At 56.0% G+C, this 20,816-nt stretch carries 20 protein-coding genes; 14 read left to right on the top strand and 6 right to left on the bottom strand.

The features are described 5' to 3' along the window. Positions 1-3: 3 nt before the first annotated feature. The 13 genes from ACR0D9_RS18280 to ACR0D9_RS18220 all read left to right on the top strand — a co-directional run bounded on the left by ACR0D9_RS18280 (position 4) and on the right by ACR0D9_RS18220 (position 11,357). Entirely contained in the window at positions 4-282 is a 279-nt protein-coding gene (locus ACR0D9_RS18280; RefSeq protein WP_480539767.1) for a VirB3 family type IV secretion system protein, read from the top strand. Then, positions 275-2,641: a VirB4 family type IV secretion/conjugal transfer ATPase gene (locus tag ACR0D9_RS18275; RefSeq protein WP_480539765.1), complete on the top strand. Its 2,367-nt coding sequence runs from the start codon at positions 275-277 to the stop codon at positions 2,639-2,641. The genes ACR0D9_RS18280 and ACR0D9_RS18275 overlap by 8 nt, the downstream gene beginning before the upstream one ends. Next, the gene (locus tag ACR0D9_RS18270) at positions 2,638-2,775 is read left to right on the top strand and encodes a hypothetical protein (protein WP_480539763.1); all 138 of its coding nucleotides are present in this window, start codon (positions 2,638-2,640) and stop codon (positions 2,773-2,775) included. Before ACR0D9_RS18275 ends, ACR0D9_RS18270 begins: the two co-directional genes overlap by 4 nt. Next, on the top strand, positions 2,775-3,521 hold the full coding sequence (locus ACR0D9_RS18265) for a type IV secretion system protein (protein ID WP_480539761.1): 747 nt from the start codon (positions 2,775-2,777) through the stop codon (positions 3,519-3,521). The genes ACR0D9_RS18270 and ACR0D9_RS18265 overlap by 1 nt, the downstream gene beginning before the upstream one ends. Next, complete coding sequence (locus ACR0D9_RS18260; RefSeq protein WP_480539759.1) at positions 3,518-4,018, top strand: hypothetical protein; 501 nt, start codon at positions 3,518-3,520, stop codon at positions 4,016-4,018. Before ACR0D9_RS18265 ends, ACR0D9_RS18260 begins: the two co-directional genes overlap by 4 nt. Continuing rightward, the gene (locus ACR0D9_RS18255; protein ID WP_480539757.1) at positions 4,015-5,079 is read left to right on the top strand and encodes a TrbL/VirB6 family protein; all 1,065 of its coding nucleotides are present in this window, start codon (positions 4,015-4,017) and stop codon (positions 5,077-5,079) included. Before ACR0D9_RS18260 ends, ACR0D9_RS18255 begins: the two co-directional genes overlap by 4 nt. A gap of 17 nt (positions 5,080-5,096) precedes the next feature. Next, positions 5,097-5,741, top strand: coding sequence for a VirB8 family type IV secretion system protein (locus ACR0D9_RS18250; protein ID WP_480539755.1), 645 nt, complete (start codon positions 5,097-5,099; stop codon positions 5,739-5,741). After that, the gene (locus ACR0D9_RS18245) at positions 5,741-6,556 is read left to right on the top strand and encodes a TrbG/VirB9 family P-type conjugative transfer protein (RefSeq protein WP_480539753.1); all 816 of its coding nucleotides are present in this window, start codon (positions 5,741-5,743) and stop codon (positions 6,554-6,556) included. The genes ACR0D9_RS18250 and ACR0D9_RS18245 overlap by 1 nt, the downstream gene beginning before the upstream one ends. Continuing rightward, on the top strand, positions 6,556-7,236 hold the full coding sequence (locus ACR0D9_RS18240; protein WP_480539751.1) for a hypothetical protein: 681 nt from the start codon (positions 6,556-6,558) through the stop codon (positions 7,234-7,236). Before ACR0D9_RS18245 ends, ACR0D9_RS18240 begins: the two co-directional genes overlap by 1 nt. Before the next feature lie 11 nt (positions 7,237-7,247). Further along, complete coding sequence (locus ACR0D9_RS18235) at positions 7,248-8,081, top strand: TraB/TrbI/VirB10 family type IV secretion system protein (protein ID WP_480539749.1); 834 nt, start codon at positions 7,248-7,250, stop codon at positions 8,079-8,081. Positions 8,082-8,287: 206 nt separating this feature from the next. Continuing rightward, positions 8,288-9,301: an ATPase, T2SS/T4P/T4SS family gene (locus tag ACR0D9_RS18230; protein WP_480539747.1), complete on the top strand. Its 1,014-nt coding sequence runs from the start codon at positions 8,288-8,290 to the stop codon at positions 9,299-9,301. A 12-nt stretch (positions 9,302-9,313) separates the two neighbouring features. After that, entirely contained in the window at positions 9,314-9,472 is a 159-nt protein-coding gene (locus ACR0D9_RS18225) for a hypothetical protein (protein WP_480539745.1), read from the top strand. Then, entirely contained in the window at positions 9,465-11,357 is a 1,893-nt protein-coding gene (locus ACR0D9_RS18220; protein ID WP_480539743.1) for a type IV secretory system conjugative DNA transfer family protein, read from the top strand. The genes ACR0D9_RS18225 and ACR0D9_RS18220 overlap by 8 nt, the downstream gene beginning before the upstream one ends. Positions 11,358-11,777: 420 nt before the next feature. On the opposite strand, the gene ACR0D9_RS18215 is transcribed toward ACR0D9_RS18220, so the two are convergent. The 4 genes from ACR0D9_RS18215 to ACR0D9_RS18200 form a co-directional block, all read right to left on the bottom strand. Next, positions 11,778-13,316 carry a trimethylamine methyltransferase family protein gene (locus tag ACR0D9_RS18215; protein ID WP_480539741.1) on the bottom strand — a complete coding sequence of 513 codons (1,539 nt, stop codon included), beginning with the start codon at positions 13,314-13,316 and terminating at the stop codon, positions 11,778-11,780. Positions 13,317-13,352: 36 nt separating this feature from the next. Then, positions 13,353-14,486: a mandelate racemase/muconate lactonizing enzyme family protein gene (locus ACR0D9_RS18210; protein ID WP_480539739.1), complete on the bottom strand. Its 1,134-nt coding sequence runs from the start codon at positions 14,484-14,486 to the stop codon at positions 13,353-13,355. After that, on the bottom strand, positions 14,483-15,490 hold the full coding sequence (locus tag ACR0D9_RS18205; RefSeq protein WP_480539738.1) for an Ldh family oxidoreductase: 1,008 nt from the start codon (positions 15,488-15,490) through the stop codon (positions 14,483-14,485). Before ACR0D9_RS18205 ends, ACR0D9_RS18210 begins: the two co-directional genes overlap by 4 nt. 165 nt (positions 15,491-15,655) lie before the next feature. Then, positions 15,656-17,287, bottom strand: a complete 1,632-nt coding sequence (locus ACR0D9_RS18200; protein WP_480539736.1) for an ABC transporter substrate-binding protein — start codon at positions 17,285-17,287, stop codon at positions 15,656-15,658. A gap of 180 nt (positions 17,288-17,467) precedes the next feature. On the opposite strand from ACR0D9_RS18200, the gene ACR0D9_RS18195 reads away from it, so the two are divergent. Beyond that, on the top strand, positions 17,468-18,376 hold the full coding sequence (locus tag ACR0D9_RS18195) for a LysR family transcriptional regulator (protein WP_480539734.1): 909 nt from the start codon (positions 17,468-17,470) through the stop codon (positions 18,374-18,376). A gap of 234 nt (positions 18,377-18,610) precedes the next feature. Here ACR0D9_RS18195 and ACR0D9_RS18190 read toward each other — a convergent pair whose 3' ends face one another. Together ACR0D9_RS18190 and ACR0D9_RS18185 are read right to left on the bottom strand one after the other, a co-directional pair. Then, positions 18,611-20,425, bottom strand: coding sequence for a relaxase/mobilization nuclease domain-containing protein (locus tag ACR0D9_RS18190; RefSeq protein WP_480539732.1), 1,815 nt, complete (start codon positions 20,423-20,425; stop codon positions 18,611-18,613). Beyond that, on the bottom strand, positions 20,422-20,816 hold a 395-nt coding region (locus ACR0D9_RS18185; protein ID WP_480539730.1), incomplete at its 5' end, for a ribbon-helix-helix protein, CopG family. The genes ACR0D9_RS18185 and ACR0D9_RS18190, both read right to left, overlap by 4 nt.

Below are 20,816 nucleotides of genomic sequence, written 5' to 3'. Positions count from 1 at the left end.
TTGATGCCGCGCCGCAATACGGTCTTTCGCGGCCTGAGCCGCCCCGCAGAATGGGGCGGCTTACCCGCGATCTATCTGCTGGTGATCCTCGGGATGACCATGCTTTCGTTCTTCATGTTCGGGATAGCGCCAGCAATCATTGCGGGTTTTGTTTTCTACACCGGGCTTCGCCTTTTTTACGAATGGGAACCGGCTTTCTTCCGCGTCCTTTCCGTAACCCTTTCCAAAACTCCGCGCACCAAAAACCGCCAGCATCATGGGGGAGATTACTATAGTGCCTAAGCCTGCTGCACAGGATTTGTGGACCCTTGCCCGCTCGTTGATCGAGCCGAGCTGGCGCAAGGATGAAATGAGCCTCTTTCAGATGTTGCCGTATGGCTATGTCGTGGACGATGAGGTCATTTCCACACGCAACGGTGGCCTCATCGCCGCTGCAGAAATCACCGGAATCAACGCAAACACGCTAGACGAAAACGAGTTCGAGTTCCTGGCCGAACGGTTTGAGCGTGTGTTGCGCACAACACCTAATGAGGTGGCTTTTTATATCCATCGACTGACCGTCCCGGCTGAGACTGGTCATGTCATCACAGATCCAACCGGCTTTGCCGGTGCAGTGGCGCAGGCCATGCGCTCAGCGTCCGTCGATGCAGAGCTGAAAGAACGCAAGATCATCATCAGCGCCATTCTGCAAAAGCGGCAGGATGAGCGGGCAATACAGATGTTCGGCATGTCGTCTGGAACCATAGACGAGGAACGCCGCGAAATGATCGAACAGCTCGACGGTGTTTTCACAACACTGGCGGGCACGCTGGGCGAAAGCCGGGTGCGCCGGCTGAAGCTCAGCGAGGGGCGTTGGCTCGGCTATTATGGAATGCTGTTGAACGGTCGGTATCAGCCGATCATTCACACGAACATTGCAGAACCCATCGCCTTCAATATGCCGCAAGAGGATGTGCTGTTTCAGGGCAAGACTGGCAAACTGGTTACGGGCGACGATCAGGAACGCTCCATACGGGTCTATTCCCTGAAGAATTACCCGATGGCGTCGTTCCCCGGCATTTTCGACGGGCTGGACCTGCCGGTTGATGTCGTCATTTCGCAATCCTTCCTGCCGATCAGCCGCGCCCAGGCGCAGGAAATGGAACGCCGCAAGTCGGGACAAATGCGCTCGGCAGGCGACAAGGCAAAGTCTCTCGAAGAGGATTTGTCTATTCTGGCGGACGGCATTGCCTCCGGCACCATGTCACTCGGCAAGCACCATCTGTCGATCTGCGTGTTCGGGACAGAGGAAGATCTGAAAACCGCCGAAAAACACATCATCGGTGAAATCCAGATTTCAGGCGGCACAGTGAAGCGCGAAGCGATGTCGGCCCGTGCGGTGTACTTCGCGCAGCATCCCGGCAATTTCGCGTTCCGCGCCCGTGAAGAACTGATCACGGACCAGAACTTTGCGGATATGGTTGCGTTCCACATGCGCCCCAAAGGGTTGGATGCGGAAAAGCTACCCTGGCCGGGGCCATTGGCGACGTTCCCGACAACGCACGGGGACAGCTACGATGTTTCGCTGCACCTTCCCAAGACCAGTAACGACCCTGAAAACCTGCCCTCCGGGCATACGATCGTTCTTGGACCGAACGGCTCGGGTAAAACTGTGATCGCGATGCTGCTGGCAACAATGGCGGTTGCACAGGGCGCGCGGATCATCGCTTTTGACAAAGACCGGGCAATGGAGGCTCCAATGCGGGCGCTCGGTGCGCGGTACACCCGCGTCCGGGTGGGCGAACCCACTGGCATGAACCCGTTTCAAACGGAAACGGATGAGGCCGGTCAAAGCTGGTTGGCGAATTGGGCCACAGCTCTGATGAGTTACGACGATAAACTGGCAGCCGAACAGAAAGACGAGATTAAACAGGCGTGTCAGGCAAACGCGACGTTGCCGCCACAACTGCAGAACTTCGATTCACTGGTCGAGCGGTTCAGAGCCTTTGATGATGGCAAAGACCTCTTTAAGCGTGCAAGTGAATGGGCGGGCGAAGGCCGCTTGTCCTGGATGTTTGGCGAGGGTGGCTCAGATCCGTTTGCTGCTGGCGACCGTCATCTTGTTTTCGACATTTCCGAGGTTCTGGATGACGAATTGGTGCGGCTTGCCTGGATCAGCTACGTCATGCGCCAGATCGAACGCCGCTGCGCCACCAAGATACCCACTGTCTTTGTGATTGATGAAGCATGGGTAATTGCTGGCAACCCTTATGGCGCTGGCATTCTCATAAATGCCTACACCACGTATCGGAAGCTGAACGTCATGATGATGATGATGACGCAGATCCCCGATCACCTCCTGTCGTCGGCGGCAAGTAAGTCGATCCTGGAAAACACCAGCACGCAACTCTTGTTCCCCTCTCGATCCGGCAATGAAGCAGACTACCGGGCAATCGGCTTGAACGATTCAGAGCTGGGCGCGCTGAGGGCACACTTTGGCGACCGCGTAATGCTCATGAAGAAAGGTGACGAGAGTGTTTGGCTCGATGTCGATGTCGGCGCTCTCGGCCCGCTTCTCCGTGTTCTGAGCGGATCAGACGGAAAATCGTTCCCTGATCCTGATTGGCGACAAAACCCCAACTTCTGGAAGGAAATCACATGAAAACTCGCCTTGTAATCGCCCTTGTTGTTCTGGCCGCCGTCTCGGCCTGCACCAGCACCTATTCGGGCTATCGCAGCAAATGCGCCTGCGACTTTGAGCGCATGAGCTCTCCAGAGAACTTGGAGCTAGTCTGATGAATATTTCAAAGAGTTTGCGGACAACGATTGCCGTTTCGGTTCTCGCCGCCCAGCCCTCTATGGCGTCGGCCCAAGGTGTTCCGACCGTCGACGCCACAGCCATTGCACAGGACGCCGCCAATTCGGCCCGCGAAGTCGCAGAAATGGTCCGCCAATACGAACAGCTGATACAACAATATGAGAAGCTCGAGCAGCAGCGCGCGATGCTGGAGAACTCCTTCAAGGCCATTTCTGGTCTAACAGATTTGGACGAGTTCAACAGCCGCAGCTTCCTGAAACTGGCGACAGCAGCTGACACGCTTGGATACGCTCTGGACGCGACCGAAGACACGATCGGCGATCTTCCAGGTGTGGCCGGGCTCGCGATGGAACGCCGATCAATCAGTTTGGGTCTGAATAATGGCATCCTGAAGGAGTTCAGTACGTCAGACGTGCCAGCCCGGCGCATTCTCTCTGAGCGAGGTGGCGCTGGCTTGATGGCGTCCGCTCTGGGCGAACAGGGCTATGACATGGCGGGCAAACTCTCCGAAGACGCCGAAAAGCTGCGCGGTGAAATCGGTCAGCAAGAAGATCTGAAGGATGCAATCGACTATAACACAGCGGTTCTCCTGAAACTCCTTCAAGTTGAAATTGAAATCTTGCGAACAACTTCAGCTAATGCTCTGGCGTCGGGCACGGATCTGGCTGCAACCGCTGCCGATCTTTCGACACTCAGCAACTATGTACGAGGAACCTCACAATGAAACTGCGCTCAACTCTCATCCTGACCATTGCAGGCGCCGCCGTTTTCGCGGGGGCTGCATCGGCACAGGTGAAGCTGCGACCAACTCCAAATGTCGAATGGCCTTTTGGCGAGTATCGGGTGTGTTTTGGAAATACGGGCGTCAACAACGTCGCCAAACAGTTTGTTGAAGAAGATCAGGCGCGTATGGCCGATGCTGGTCAACCAGTGGACAAGCAATACCTGGTGAACAATTGGTCAGTCGTAATCCTTAATGAACAGATCATTTCTGCTCATGAGTATACAGCAAAACAGTGCGAATTGCGAAAGGCCGGTGAAGAGTTCGATACGGATTGTCCACTCGGAAACATGAGCCGTAGTGCTGCGGTGAAAGCTGTTGGTGCGGACAAACCTGAATTTTGGAACCAACCTTCATCGCAACATGCTGAACTCAAGAAAGAGCAAAAAGCTCGGCTGAATAATCTTGGCCCAGTGTTAGCGGAGGCATGTGGGCCGTGATTCAAGATTTTGTCAGCTCGATTGAAACAGCAATCAACAACTTCTCACAGAACGCCTTCAATAGCCTGGCTGCGGATCTCGCAGCTGGTCTCTGGGCCATCGCCGCTCTGATCTTCGTGGCAATGTTGATCAACGGTGTTTTGCAGATTCGAGAGATTGGGTTCGGTGGTTATGTCGGCTGGATCATTCGGGCGACGATCATCATCGGCATGGCCTCAAGCTGGAGCTTTTTTCAGCCGATCTATCAAGGCATCCAAACACTACCAGACAGCATTGCCGGGGCTCTTACCGGCACAACAAACGTATGGCAGGCGCTCGATGATATTGCGGACCAGTGCTTTACTATGGGGCAAACCGCCATTGAGAACGCCACATGGGGCCTAAGCATCACCGGGGCTGTTCTCTGGGTGGTCGGAGCAATTATTGTCGCATTCGGGACAGGGATCGCGTTGATCGCCAAAGGCGGAGTGGCGGTGCTACTCGGCTTAGCGCCGGTATTCATTGCCACACTGCTCAGCTCAGCAACGGCCAATATCTTCGCGGCTTGGGCAAAAACGACTGTGGGCCTCGTCATGGTCATCGTCGTGCTGACAGGGATCGTTTCGCTCATTCAAACACTGTTTGCCGCTGAGCTGGACACCGTTGAAGATGTGAACAACATGACGGCGAGTGGCCGTTTTCTAGCCGTGTGCATTATCTCAATTGTAATGCTTACGCAGATTCCTTCCCTCGCTGGGGGGATGTCAGGTGCAATTGTATCCGCATCATCGGGCCTAGCGGTTGCGACCGGTGCTGCAGCAGCAGCCAGAAGCGCACTGGGCACGGCAGTTGATGGCGGGCGTGGCGCAGTGGCCGGTGGAAAAACTGCCGCCGCCATGGCCTCCGCAGCCCGAGACGGGACAGGGGTTCGAGACAGCGCCTCGCGCGCGATGCAAGCGCGTCGGGACATTGCACACAGAGCCCGAAACCAGGATGGGGCATCTCGCCAGAGCTACGCCGCTGACCGTTACCGGCAGAGCATTCGAGCTGTCCGCGAAAAACCGCAACAAAAATCATCTTAATCCGAGGAACAGAGCAAATGTCGCACGTGACAGATCACGAAAAAGAACTCTTTCTGGGCGCCCGGCGCGATGCGTTCAAATGGCAGGTTTTCGGTATGGCCGGCATGGCTATCGGCACGGCTTCCATGATCGGATGGGCGTTGCTCCTTCCGCTGAAGGAAATTCGCGCGGTGCCCTTCTCCATTGATCCGGACACGAAACTGCCGGTCCTGCTGACAGAGAAAGTCGAAGAACTGGAGCCATCTGAGGCGATGGCCTTCCGTGAAGTCGCCAATTATGTGCGCGACCGGGAAACCTATGATGTCCAGGACAACAACGAGCGCCTGAAATCGGTGCTGCGTCGTTCTGATGAGCTGGCCGAAACGTCCTACCGCGAACTGTGGGATGGGTCGAACGACAACCATCCGGACGAAATCTATACGCCCAAGACAAAGGTGCAGACCGAAATTCTGGGTGTGTCGCCCGTCAACGATGAGACGGTGCAGGTCGAGATCCGCAAGTCCCTGATCGTGCCAAACCAGGCAATAGCCTCAGCTCGCTACGTAGTCACAGTGACCTACGGGTTTGAGGAGAAAATCGTGACGTCGATGGATGAGCTTCTGGAAAACCCATTCGGCTTCGTCGTCACCAACTACCGCGTAGACGCAATGGGAGACATCTGATGCAGCGTTCTTTCAAAACACTCACCGCCGCCGCAGCAGCAGTTTTGGCATTCTCTGCGCCTCTGCTCGCTGAAATCACACCGACGCCAGACGGGAAGAACGCAGATCACCGCATCACGCATTTCCATTACGTCGAGAACCAAGTTTACCGCATCCCTGTGGGTGAACGCCTGATTACCTATGTTCACTTTCCGCAGGGCGAAACCGTCCGCAGCATTGGTGCGGGCGACACTGAAAGTTTTCAGATCACTCGCCTGCAGGAAGGTCGCGTTATTGCGTTCAAGCCGGAAATCCTGAACTCGGATTCAAACCTGACCGTGCTGACCAATCGCGGGACATACAACTTCTATCTGGTTCCGGCCGAGAGCGCCACCGAACGTAAACGAGTACCGTTTCGGGTCACGTTCTATAACAAGAACAACAGCGGCGGGACCACAACGCGCCGTGGCACGGTGGCACGCAGCGAGCCGAAACCAACTGGCCGGTTTGTGAACCAAAACTACTCGCGGTCGGGCAAAGCGGACTTCGCGCCCACCGCCGTTTGGGATGATGGCGTACACACCTATATGCAGATCCCACAGGATGCAGAGCTGCCGGGCATCTTCCGTGTCCTGCCTGATGGACGTGAGCTGATGGTGAACACCACAGTCAAAAGGCGCGGCATTATCCAGGTGCAGGGCCTTTCAGATCTTTGGACACTGCGCATCGAGGACACTTCGATCTGTGTGCGCAACGATGGCGACGCGTTTCAGCAGGCAAGCGTGAGCGGTCGGCCCGTCACTTCACAGACAGTTAAACCGGGGGGCAGCAAATAATGAACCGCGATCAGACAATTGCGGCACGGGCGGCGGCTGAACAGCCGTCGCAACGTGTCCGGAAGAAGTTCGACCCTAAGAAGCTCTTTGTCGTTGCCGTAGGTGGGGCGTTTTTCGTGGGTTTCGCTTGGTTCGTATTGGGCGATGAAAACAAAGGCTCAAACACAGGCGTTCGCGTTGACGCTCTGCAACAGAGTGGTGGTGAGCGTTATGGGCTTTTGACGGCACGAGGGCCAGAGGTCGATGAACCGGAACCCGAAGCCTTGCCTGAGACAATAGCGGTAGCAACACCGGCATCAGTGCCGCAGGTCGATTCCGAAGGGCTGAAACAAGCCCTGAAAACAATCGAGCAACAGAATGGCCGGATTTCCGATCTGCAAGACGAGCTGACGGATGCGAAAGTTTCGCTGTCAGAAAAAGACGGTGAAATCGCAACGCTGAACCTGACCAATGAACGCCTTCAGGTCAGATATGATGAGCGAGAGAAGAAGTTCCAGACGGAACTTGCCCAGGCCATCGCAGATGCTGAGGCTCGGGCGCTTGCCAGCGTAAGCCACCTTCAGGCGCAAGGTCTGACCGATGACGAGCGGCGCAGGCTTGAAGAACTCAAGCGGATGCGCGAGCGCCAGAACCAGTCAGACGGCATCGTGTTCGATGAAAACCCATACGGCAGAAACTAATGGAGCTGACGATGAACAGAACAGCACTCACCCTCGCCCTGGTCGCTTTGGCGTCAAGCGCGATGGCACAGGAAGCACCCGGTCAAAACTACCAGCCGATCAATGGTGGATCGCAGCCGGTCATTTTCCAACCCTTCCCTGCTGCGCCGCAGCCGGTTCAAGTCCAGCCAGACGACACCCGCTTACCTGAAGAACAGCGCGGCTATCAGGAAAACCCGAATACGACGTGGCAAAATAATTTGGTCGAAGAATATCCTCCCATCGTCGGGGCCTCGATCATTGACGATCCGTCGCGCACCTTGACGCAAGGCACGGTTTTGTCGGCGGTGTTCGGTGGCGCTGTCAGCTCGGAATTGCCCGGTAGTGTGGTGGCGACGATTACACGTGGCGTCTACGCGATGGACGGCACTCGTTTGCTCCTGCCGCGAGGATCGAAGCTTTATGGCGAGTATCGAGCGGATACGACGTTGGCGCAAACGCGCATCATGATTGTTTGGAGCCGTGTCATTACGCCTGATGGCCTGTCTGCTCAGATCGGATCGGCGGGCACGGACGGACAAGGCCGCACCGGTGCGACCGGCAGGGTCAACACGCATTTTGGCAAACGCTTCGGCACTGCTGCATTGTTGTCCATCATCGGCATTGCGCCTGTGGCGCTGGTGTCTGACAACGATAGCAACAACTCGGTTCGCACGGATCTTGCAACCCAAGTTGGGTCCAACCTGCAGAACGCCACGGCGGCGGCACTTGATGAATACCTGCGCATTACTCCGACAATCTTTGTCGATCAGGGCAGTCGCATCAACGCGATCCTGCAGCGTGACGTTGTGTTCGATAGCTTCTGAGAGCGAGCCAATGAGCCGACCGCCTCAGCGGTCTTTCCGGCCGTTGCCAGCATGATCGAGTGCGGTAGCGGCCTTTTTTAACGCCAATTCAGCACTTTTTGGGAATCAGTGAATCATATGTGGGTGCGATCGCGTTCGAGGCGAAGCCGGGAGACAGCGAAGGCAGCCTACACTGTTCCAAAAAGTGCTCTACCAAGGAAAAGAACATGAGCGGGCGGAACGGTAATAGCCTTCTGGAATACTATACAGGCAAGATCGAGCATCTGCTGCACGATGAAAGCCTGAGCGAAATTTCTGTGAATCCTGACGGATCGGTCTGGGTCGAAGAAATGGGCACAACCCACATGACCAGGACAGACATCACTCTGAACAGAGACGATGTAGAAAACATCGGGCGCTGCGTGGCCGGTTTCAGCGACGTGACATTCGGAGAAAAGAAACCCATTGCGACGGCCAACGTGCCGACACATCAGGGCAAAGCGCGGGTGCAGGTCGTTATTCCGCCAGCAACAACCGGCGTCGGGTCCGTGGCGATCCGCCTGCTCCGCGTGAAAACCGTCGATCTTGGCGCGTTCAGCTTCGCCAGCAAAGAGGCCGCATTGGCGGAAAGCAACGATCACAGTGCGCTCGAAACTGCCCGCGCTGCCCTTGCAGCAGGCACGATGAGCTTTGACGAGCTGGCCGATCTTGCGATGCTTAGCAAATGGAACGTGATCATTGCGGGGGGCACGTCGTCTGGCAAAACCACCGTTCTCAATGCCATGCTGAAGCGCGTCGATCCGGGCGAACGGATCGTGACGATTGAAGAAGTGGCCGAGTTGGACATCGAGCAACCTAATTCTGTCGATCTGCTTGCCGACCGTTCCGAAAAAGATGGCCCTCGATCACCAACAAAGCTGCTTGAATCGGCGCTGCGTTTGCGGCCCGACAGGCTCGTATGCGGTGAAATTCGGGGCAACGACGCGAATATGTTTTTGGAATTGGTGAACACCGGCCACGATGGATCTGTCTGTACCATGCACGCCAACTCGCCCGTTGATGCCATTGGACGTATGAGCAAGATGGTGCGTCGCGGATCTCCGACCGTTCAAAAGTCAGAGGTGGTCGATGACATCCGGGCCACCATTCACATGATCGTTCACATGAAGAAAATCGGTGACGAACGGAAGGTCAACGGAGTGATCTTCCCACCCCTGATGACCGCTGATCAACTTATCTGAAGGAGAAATAGAATGAAAAAATTTGAGTATCGAGGCGGGCCTTTTTCGGAACGCGACGACGCCAGCGAGAAATTCGCAAAACTGGGCAAAGAAGGTTGGGAAATGGTTGGTGTCGCACGTGCCGAGTTTGGCATCGTGTGCTTCTTCAAACGCGAGCTGACCGATGGCTGAGTTTCAGGATCTACCAAAAAGCAAGAAGGTAGCGATAGCCGGTACAATGGGCTTTACCGCCACTTCGGCTTGCGCGGTGTTGGTGGTCGGTCTGGCTCTCGAATACATCAATACTAGGGGCTTTCGCGGGCTGGACATCTGGGCGATCCCAGAGAAGTTCATGGCACAGCCCGCAGAAACGCAGCAGATCATGGGTCTGGTGGCGGTGGTCGCGGTGGGTGTTTTGACCTTTGCATTCGTGGCGGCTGCGCTGCGTGGTCCCTCAACGAAATACGGTGATGCGAGTTTTGCAAAGGCCCCTCAGCTCGTCCAGGAGGGCTATGCTTCGGTGCTGAAGCTCAAAGACCAATTGGATAGTGAAATCGTGTTTGCCAAATTTGGTGAGCCAAAGGACAAAAACGCAATCTACTATAAGCCCGGTCCCGGCGTTCAAAAGCCACACGCGATGTTCATTGCCCCGTCTGGTTCGGGTAAAACCAGCGGTTTTGTGATCCCAAATGTTCTGCGTTTCAATGGGTCTTGCGTCGTTCTGGACATCAAGGGGGAAATCTTCCAGACAACCGGCGCACGGCGCGCGGCCATGGGCGACGAGGTTTTTGTGTTCGACCCGGAAAACCCGGACAAAAGCCACAGCTACAACCCACTGCGCCGTGCCGCACGCGCCAACAATCTGGACCGGCGATGGGAAGAAGTGATCCAGGTTGCAACCCAGATGTTCGACACGCCCAGCTCGTCCGCACAGGGCTTTATGGGTGGTGTCGAAGGCATGTTCTGCGCAATGGCGATGTTGGCGATCAAAAGAAAGCGGCCATACATTTCCGAAGTCCTGCGCCTGGTCAAAACGACCAAGCAAAAGGACTATGAGAAAATGGCTGAAGAAGTTGGATATGCGCGTGCAGCAGATGAGTTCCTGAATCTTGCAGCCGAAGAATCCAAAATCTTGCGGTCAACGATTTCGGTTATGCTGAACTCGGGCCTTCAGCTCTGGCGCAACCCATCTGTGGCAAGAGCCACGCAGGGCAATGACATCAACTTTGAGGATCTGCGTCGGCGCCCCACCTCGATCTACTTTTCTGTGCCAGGGAAAAAGGTCAAAGAGTTCCGGACACTCATTCGCCTGTTCTTCCTCGATCTGGTGAACACAATCGAAACCCACGAACCGGGCCCAGATGAGCCGTTCAAGGTTTTGATGCTGCTCGATGAGTTTCAGCGTCTCGGCCACCTTGAGCGCGTCGTTGAAGCGTATGACACTATGCGATCGTTCGGGGGTCGGATCATCGTGATTTCGCAAACGCTGTCGCGCCTGCAGGACATCTATGGGCATGAAGGTGTGCGGGCGATGCTGGCAAACGCCGGGACGCAGATGTTCGCGGCCTCTGAGGATTCAGAGGTACGCGAACACGTGTCTAGGTCCATCGGTGACAAAACAGTAATGAGCAAATCGAAGTCTCGGGCGCTCGGCAAAATGGAAATGGGCAGCATATCGGAACGCGAGGAAGGCATTCGCCTGCTCCGGCCGGAACACGTTGGCCGATTGCCGGAAAATGAGGTTGTGCTGATCCGCGAAGGCAAGATGCCGGTAATTGCAAACAAGATCCGTTACTTCGAAGATCCTTATTTCATGCAGTTTTTGGGCGGCGATAGTCCGAAGATCAAAGGCACACACCTCGATCTTGCTGCAGAGCAAGCCAGGGACACAGCAAAGGCATTGGCTGAAGCGAAACCGGCCCCTGCCCCGGTGAAAGAGGTTTCGGAAAAAGATCTGGAACTTCAGGCGGCGTTTGATGCACAGCGCACGGTCGCAAAGCGGAAAAGCCGGTCAGCGAAAGACATTGCGATGGAGAAAATGAGAACCAAACGGCCTGAAAGTAGCGCCTCCGCTTGACGGGGGTGCTGTATTGCAAAGTCCCGGAATCTCGAACAATCGAGCATACAATCTTATTGCGAGTGCGCGCGCAACGCCCAAGCTGTTTCAACAAGCAGTCGTTCGTGTCCCGCGCGGCGAAGCAAACCGATGAGCCCAACCCGTGAATTCGATTTTCGCGTTGCTTGCGCTCGCAGAGATATCATTGCTGCGACGGCTCGAAGGACGTCGCTGCAGCCCGGCGGGACAAGCCGCCGTTCATCGAAAGCGATGCAATTCTTTATGGGCGAAAGATCCAAGTGCGACCGACCGGCTAGAGGTTAGCCAACGCGCGGTGTGATCTAATACAAATTGTACGCCTCGGGAAAAGTAAGTGCGATCCACAAAAACGCATGGGATCATTGCTTTAGCGCAGACGTGAAGCACTGCCCGGTCTCTGAACTATAGATCTATTGGAGCGCCGCCCTGTTCCTCTCGCATTTTGACGAAGGCCTGAAGTGCTTCACTGGTCGAAGGATCCAGTTGAGGTTGCACATAGGCGTCCAGGGCTTTCTTGTATACGAGATGGGCGCGTTGTGTCGCGTCGAGGCTGCCATCTTCTTCCCACTGGCCAAAATTCTTGGCGGTGGCGACGATGGGCTCATAAAACGCGGTACTGTAATTCTCTATCGTGGTCTCTGTGTCGAAGAAGTGGCCGCCGTGACCGACCGCTTTGATCTCCTCGAATGCCAGCGTCGTATCGTTCACGGCAACGGGCTCCAGATACTTGACCATCATCTGAAGCATTTCGACGTCCAGTACGAACTTTTCAAACGATGACCGAAGCCCGCCTTCGAGCCAGCCGGCAGCGTGCATTATGAGATTGCTTCCGGACGTTATGGAAGCCCACAGCATCCCCATGGATTCATAGATCGCCTGTGCATCGGGGGCAGGTGACGAAGTGAATGTCGATGACCTTATGGGAAGGCCGTAAAACCGGGCCATCTGTGAACCAATCTGTAGGGATTTGTTTGTCTCCGGCGACCCAAACCCCGGCGAGCCGGTCTGCATGTTCACATTCATCGTATAGGCCGCAGACGCCACAGGCGCGCCCGGCCTGACCAGCTGTGTCAACGTAAGAGCCGCCAGCATCTCGGCCACGGCGAGTGAATTCGCAGCGCCCAGAGAGATCGGATGGGAGGCACCGGCGAGCGAAAACGGGGTGATCATCGACAACTGGTTATGCTTCGCCATTTCGATCAGGCCGCCCGCCATCGGTTTGTCGTATTGAAGAGGCGAATTGGAGTTGATGATCGTGAATGTCGATGACTCGTCCATCAAGCCGTTCCGATCCATGCCCTTGGCCATTGCAATCATGTCCAAGGCGTCATGAATCCGCTGACGGCCCTGGCAAAACACAAAAGGAACTTTATCCGAAAGCTCGAGAGTCTTGAGTGTGCCATACAGGTGCCGCGTCTCTAGGGGGATGTCCATGGCTTCGACCGGCGCACCCGAAATCATGTGGATGACGTTGAAATACTGCCCCAACCGCACAAAGTTAGAATAATCCTCCAATGTTCCTTGGCGCCGCCCTTTCTCGATATCCGAGCAGTAGGGGGGGCCGAGAACCGAAGCGAAGGCCACGTGATTTCCACCGATGGTAACAGCGCGTTCCCGGTTTCTGGGCGTCAGGACAACTTCTGATTTTACGGTCTTCAGGGCCTGTTCAACGACGTCACGACCAATACGGACAGTCATTCCGTCGTCGCCAATGAGGCACCCGGCGTTGGCGAAGATGGCTACTGCGTCCTCTGCCTGGAACCGGATGCCGATCTCTTCCAGGACTCGCAACGCATTGTCATGCGTTTTCAGCACGTCTTCATGCATCAGCGGTTCCACAAGCGGGAAGTGATATCTTGGCTGCCCCCAGGGCAACTGTGGAATGATCTTGCCACGCTTATTTGAAGAGCGACGTTTGGATCTTGCAGGTGCTTCAGTCATATCGGTTTGTTTCCCAGGCTCGGCTGAACAAAGGCTTCAAGACGACGCGATATCGAGGAATGTGTCTCGCGCAGTTTGCAGCGCGCCTTCATCCAGCGTGATGCCTAAACCCGGAGAGGCAGGCAGATGCATCCAGCCTTGTTTTGGTGCGAATGCTGGAGACGCCACTATGTCTTGTTTCAGAAGCTGGCACATGATCTGGTTTCCGTCGTCCAGATTGGGGACCAATTTACCGATCTGATACTCGGCGCTTGTGGTGATGCCCGTGGAAAAGGAACTGTGAATGCAGATTTTAAGTCCTGCCGCCTCGGCAATCGCCGCCGCTTTCAGCATCGGCTGAATCCCACCGGTTTCGACGGGGCCGATACAAATCATATCAGCCGCGCGCTTCTGACAAATCTCGTACACGTCATAGATCGTGAAGGCGGCCTGATCCGCAACAATCGGGATGCCGACGGAGTTTCGTACATGCGCAAGTGCATCAATCGACCAGCAAGGGGTCGGTTGTTCGATGAAGTCGATGTCGAAAGGTTCCAGCTTCCGGCACATTCGGATGGCTTCCTGAGGATCCCAGGCTTCATTCGCATCAAGGCGCAGGCGCGCATCGCCGATTTCGGCCCGGACGGCGCGCACCATGTCGATATCCAAAGCTTCTCCGCGTCCGACCTTCATGTAGAAGATACGCTCGCCTGCCTCGACACCCTCAGCGGCATGGCGTGCCATTGCTTCTGCGGTGCTTCCTTGCAGAAAGAAGAAATATCCTACTTTTTCACGGTGGGCACCGCCCAACACCTGATGGACAGGGCGTTTGTCGAGCTTGCCGATCAGGTCAAGAATCGCAAAATCAAACCCGGTCATCATCTGGTTATAGGCGCGCATGGTCCAGATTGCCTGGCCGATATAGGCATCGGCAAAGATTCGGTCTTTGAGGGCAACCCAATCGTAAGGGTTCTCGTCGATAAAACCCTGTTTTAGCCGGTTGAGGATGTGCATGGTTCCGATTTGGTCGGGCCCAACCGCGCACTCGCCGTAGCCGGTTGTCCCGTCCGAGGCTGTGACCTCGATCAGGTTCACCATGAAATGCTCCAGCATCGATTGTGACCAGATGTAGGGTTGCTTCAAAGGAAACGCCAATGGGGTAACCTTGACGTCTGTGATGGTGACGCTCATGTGAAAGCCTCCAATTTCTTGTAAAGATTGTGTTCCAGCTTCAAGCCTTCTTCGGCCAAGCGCAGTTTGTTTGCCTCACGCCGTGCATTGGGCAGCCGTGCACCGTCCTGTTCGGTAATTGATGCCACCAGCGTGGTGATCGTTTGATCGAACGTCCCGCCGGAGAACTTCTGCGGATCAAGGGCGATAAAGAACTGCCCGTTGTCGATTGGTTTGCCGTCATCGTCAGTGAAAGACCCCTGATCCGGTCCCAGCTTGCCCCCTGCAAGGGCGGCGCACAGAACCTCGACCAGAAGCCCGATGCTGAACCCTTTGACGCCTCCCGCAGGCGCCATCGACCCGGCCAACCCGGCCTCTGCATCTGTCGTTGGGTTGCCATCGGCATCAAGCGCCCAGCCAAGCGGGATCGACTCACCGGCTTCGGCGGCACGTTTCACGGCCGTCCAGGCCACCTGCGTAGCGGATTGGTCGACCAAAAAGGCGATTTCGCCGCCCGGTGCCGGAACGGCATATGAGATCGGGTTTGTCCCGATGATCGGCGTCTGACCACCCACCGGAGCCAGATTGGGGACGGCATTTGTCGCGCCAATCGCCAGAAGACCGGCGCGCGCCAGGTAGCCTGTGTGAAAACCCAGCGTGGCGGCGTTGTAGGAATTGTAGACACCCATCGCCGCAACCCCATGCGCCTTAGCCGCCGGGATCAGATGCTTGAAACCGGCCTCAATCGCCGGATGGGCAAAACCATGCCGCGCGTTCGCACGAAAACTTGTGCCGGATAGCTTCTCGACCTGCGGGACAGCCTTGCCATCCACCTTCCCGCTGCGCAGATGGGCACAATAGTATTGCAGCCAGTAGAACCCGTGCCCTTCGAGGCCGGAAAGTTCCGTATCCAGTATTGCTTCGGTGAAGTAAGCTGCATTCTCGGGTGAGGTGCCACTACCGATCAGCGCGTTCCGGATAAGATCACGAGCTTCGTCAGACGTGAGGACGACATTTTGTGCCAACTGAAACTCCAATAGAAATGCGTGCCGGTGTCTTGAGGCAGCGCCGGGCATTGATCGATTTTGCGCAAACCGGCAGGCCAGAGCAGTTCTTCTCGAGCCTGCCGCTCCAGGACCTGCCAGTCTCTGTTGCTTATGGTCTCAAGCAGTCAGCCGCTCGAAACACGCTCACGCGTCGATCCAGACTTTCTCAAGATGGATTTCGCGGAACTGGTGCCGTTCATAATTCTTGACGGCAGGAACGTGGTGCAGGAACTCGTTCATCCAGAATGGTTGAACTATCGCACCGCTGGATTGCAACATGGCTTGCAATTCCGACATCATTCCCCGCCGCTTGTCGGCATCGAAAGTTCCGACGGCTTCGTCCAGTTTGGCATCGAACTCAGGATTGGCATGCCCGGATTCATTCCACGCCTCGCCCGAGCGGTATGCCAGGCCAAGAACTTGCACACCAAGTGGCCGCGCGCCCCAATTTGTTGTTGAGAAGTCATACCCCGTCCAGTTGTTCCAGAACGACTCGCTAGGCAGGACCGTACGCTTGACCTGGAACCCGGCATCGCGCATCTGTGCCGCAATTGCGTCGGATGTGGTCGAGCGCCAGTCGCCACTTACGGAAATCAGTTCGAATTCCGTCCCGCTGTGCCCTGCTTCCTCCAGCAGAGACCTCGCCTTTTCCACATCCTGCGCGAGTTTGGGTAGTTCTGCGTATTCCGGATGCATGGGGCCGACATGATGGTTTTCGCCAACTGCTCCGTGTCCCGCATATCCCAGTTCGAGGATCACAGCATTGTCCACCGCGAGTTGAACGGCATTGCGGACCCTCTGGTCGTCATAGGGCGCGTTCTCCGGACGCATGCGCGCCACGATCGTGTTGGCAGTTGCCTTGTCTTTCCGAACAAGGCCCAACCCATCCATGACCTCGACAAACTCGGCGTTTGTCCAGTCGTTGACATGTATTTCCTCTGCTTCGAAGGCGGCCACTGTCGCCGCCGGATCGGTGCCGAAGTCGAGGAATTCAACCCCATCCAGATAGATGTCGCCGCCCCACCAACGACCATTCTCTCGGCGTTTGACCACAGCGGATCCGCTGACCTCATGGCTCACAAGCTCGAACGGGCCGGTTCCGACCGGCGCATTCTTCAGGCCAATTGCTGGATCATAGTCTCGATGAACGATCAGGGCCGGGTAGTCCGACATGCCGGGAATGATGGTGATGTCCGGGCGGTTCAGGTTCAGCCTGACGGTGTGCGCATCGATTTTCTCAATGGCACCCGCGCTTGCCTGCTTTGTGTCCGGATCGATCAATGCCGCCATGCGTCCGGCCATAGAGTTGCCTTCGGCATTCCCGTCACACCAACGGGTGATATTGAATACCACGTCATCTGCGGTGAAATCATCGCCATTGTTCCATTTCACGCCCTTGCGAACGTTCAGCGTGTAGGTCTTGGCATCTTCAGAGACATCCCAGCTCTCCAGCAGCATCGGTTTGAAGGTGAAATCCATGTCCCAACGCACAAGGGGTTCAAGGAACTGGCGAGCGACGTTGCCCATTTCCGCCTGGTCGAATGTTCGCGGATCCTTCAGATCAAAGATCAGCATCCCAATCTTGAGAACACCGCCCTGCTTGGGTGTCTCTTGCGCCATTGCCGGCAGCGGCTGCCCAAGCACACCGTATGCGAACGCTGCACTCGCGCCAAAGGTACTTGCTATCGCCAGGAACTCCCGGCGGTCGATCTTGTCAGCCTGGATATCCTGAATTGCTTGCTGCAGTACTGGGTGCTTTCCCTTTCCTTTCGTCATTGCCATGTTCTCCTCCCTTGGCGGCCAAACTATTATATTACTTTTGAGAATATTGCGTGATTTTCGGTCACGTCTCTTTCCCCATGCATGCCGTGCGCTGACATCTGTTGGCTAAGCGTATTCCGAGTGTCCAAGACGGAGAACGTTGAAATTTGTCCACAATACCCATAACCAATGGGAATGAAAAACTACCGAAAATCACTGCCGCCACTCGACAACCTTGTCTTTTTCCTGGCCGCTGCGCGCAACAAGAGCCTCACCGTTGCCGCCGAAGAGATGTTTGTGTCCCAAGCCGCAATCAGCAAGCGCATCCACCGGCTCGAGAATTGGCTCGGCGTCAAGCTCTTCTCCAGAGACGGACGAAATCTGAAGATCAGCAGTGCTGGTAAGGAATTTGCGTCGGACGTCGAGGTTGCGCTCGACTTCCTTGATCATGCGGTGCGCAAGATCAAGGCCCCGGAGGAACCGGCGGTCCGCATAGCGTCCAGCACAACAATATCCATGTATTGGCTCTACGACCGCCTTAAGGCATTTTCTCGCAGCGAAAGTGCGTGCAACGTCTGCGTGACGACCACAGACAGCACCACCGAACTCACATCGGGCTCACACGATCTGGTTGTCCTGTTCTGCGATGGTGACGTACCCGATCTGGAATGCGTGAAGATCTTCGACTGCGAATTGATCGCGGCTGCCAATCCAGCAATCGCTGAAATGGCTGATCATGGAGGCATGTTTTCGGGTGGCGAGCCGCGGTCGGACGGACCACCACTGCTTGAATACGTGAATATGAACCCCGACTGGATAAACTGGCAGCTTTGTTTGAAGCATCTCTGGAACTCCGAGATCAAAAACTGGCCGGTCCTTCAATGCGACAGTTATATCGAGTCTGTCGCCATGGCGCGGAAAGGGCAAGGCGTGGCACTCCTGCATCTGCCAATGATGCAACAGGAACTTGACGAGGGTGCATTGGCACGAGTCGGCACCATGAGTTTGAAAACCAAGAAGTCGTATCACCTATGCTACCAGAAGGGCACGACATTGCCCCACAACGCCAAAAGATTTTTGGAGTTCTTGACCGACCCAAAGTAACAGGAGCTTTTCCGCTGCAAACAACAGTTCCGCTCGGCACTGCTCTGCGATCGTCAACGACCGCTCTGGCGACGTGGGCTGCATCGTAGCGATAAACCTACTGCGCTCGCGAGCAAATGCCGCGTCAGCATACACTGGAAGCGGCAATGTCGGTAGAGTCCCGCTTTGCTGACTTAACACGTGCTGCGCTTAAAAGGCCGCTCTCGGTCCCAAACCATCGCGAAACCCACGCCGCTACAAACCATACCCATCATCCTCACGGCTGTGCACCACCTGCTCACGCGTATGAACAATCTCCTGCACGACCTCAGTGATCCTACGCGACGCAACCTGATGCAACTCACCAACAACGGTCTCAGCCCGTTGATAGCTATCCGGCACCCCTCGATCGCGAAAATGCACCGCAGCAGTTGAGATATCCGCGCCACGCCACGCCATCGTGGTGCCCAGCGTCACGGTCTCATGATCGTTGTACCGGGCCAGGAACGCATTGCCATCCAGACCAATGCGATTTGCTGAGCCGACAATCTCCTCCCTCACTGCCAACCATTTCTCGGCCTCGGTCGGATCCAGTGCATCCAGCGCCGCCGCGCTCAGCGATGTCGTGTATCTGCTGTCCTCGATGGTGAAGGCCTGCAGGTCCGGATCGTAGGGGCGCAGATCTGCAACCTCCCCTTTCAGCTCGCCGATCTGAACATCCATCGCAGCACGCAGCCCAAGGTCTTCAACCTCCCGCGCTAGGCTTTCCATATTGTCGATGGATTTGAGGATTTCTGCCGTCTGCTCCTGCAACGTGACAAAGGCATCTTTGCCCAGATGATCCTGCATGTAGCGAACATAGCGACTGGAGGCAGAGACGTAGTCATCGGATGTCCGGAAATCGCTGTCCCCCACCATATCCGCGAGCGCGGACAAATGCGGATGGCTTTGCTCATCACTTCGTACATCGGTGATATGGGCGATGACCTGAGTTTTCAGGTCGGGATCTAGCATCTCTATATCGGCCCCCGAACGTTGGTGCTGCTCCAAGGCATCCATGATTGGCCGGGATACGTAACTTGGACCTCCCGGCTCTCCATAATCGTCAAAATGATTGGCCTGGTTCAGTAAATATTCCAGTCTTGAGACCACAGGGGCGTCTCCTTCTATGAGTTGGATGGCAAACTCTTCGATCTTTTCTTTGACGGCGTTGGCGCGCGCATCAAAGAGATCAGACATACGGGCGATGGACAGCGCCATCACATCACCCGCCGCTTCGCGGGCCTTAATCTCGGTGTCAGATGTGGTCTCAATCATCGACATCCCGGCTTGAACTTTCCAGGTGTCGGTCTCCACTTCGTGACGCAAGCCACGTTCCAGGCGGGTGGTGGCGGCCAGCTCAATCCCGAACTGCTCTGCCACCTCGACCTGGATTGATCGCAACCGGTCGATATTCATCTCACTGGTCATGCCGGTCTTGAGCCAGTGCCCATGATCCACACCGCGACAATTCACCACCAGATGAACATGAGGGTTCTCGGTGTCGTTGTGGAACACCGTCAGGTAATCCCAGGTATCGCCAAATTCGCCGCTGCCAAAAACACGCTCTGCAAACTCGAGACCCGCCTCATGAGCCGCGTCCGCATAGGTGCCTTCCGGGAAAGACACGATCATATGACGGGTATATCCGTAGTTGGTTTTGCCCGAGAACCCATCCGCCCAGCTCTCGATGAGATCACCAACCTGATCACCATCGAGTGGCGTCACGCCGTTGTCCCGGATGTCCAGAACACCCTCCGCCCGGACGGTCAGGTAATTGATCTGACGACGCAGTTCCTGCGCGTTTTTCACCCCACCCTTGCGCACGATTTTGACAACCGCCTCCGGCTTGCCAAACACGGCCCCGAGCCGGGCTTTGATCGACGACGCGCGTGAGATCAGGAACTTCATGCGCTTAGCAGTTTGCAGCTGAACATCGACCCGCCGAGATTGGTCGATCCCTTTCTGAGCTTCCCGGAAGGCAAGTTCGAACAGATCAGCGGCAGTGAGATCAAGGGCTGCCATTGTCATGTTTCGACGCCCTCCCCTTCCTCGCGCAGGATCCGCCGAATGGTGGCTTCCGGCTCTCGGTTCCGGCGGGCAGCAGTGATCAATGCCTTCAGATCTTGCCGCTGCTGGATGATCGCACGATGGAGGTTTTCGACATCACGCCGATCATCATCCGTCCAGATGACGCTGCCGCGCTTGGCCGATTTTGCGAGCTGATTGAGATTCGTGTAACCCCCCTGAACCTGGCGCAAATGCTGCTGCCAGAGATCCACGAGGGCTGGGTCCGGATCGAGATACCCGATCAGCCGATAGATCAATCGCCGGATAATCTGGTTGCGGCTCTTGGCTCCGAGCGCGGTCACAGCCGCCTCCAAACGCTCCAGCGCATCCACTGGCAAACGTACGGAAAATA

This window comes from Ruegeria sp. AK11 (assembly GCF_056541095.1).
The sequence above is the reverse complement of the archived record's forward strand: the minus strand, read 5'-3'. Positions and strand labels throughout refer to the sequence as shown.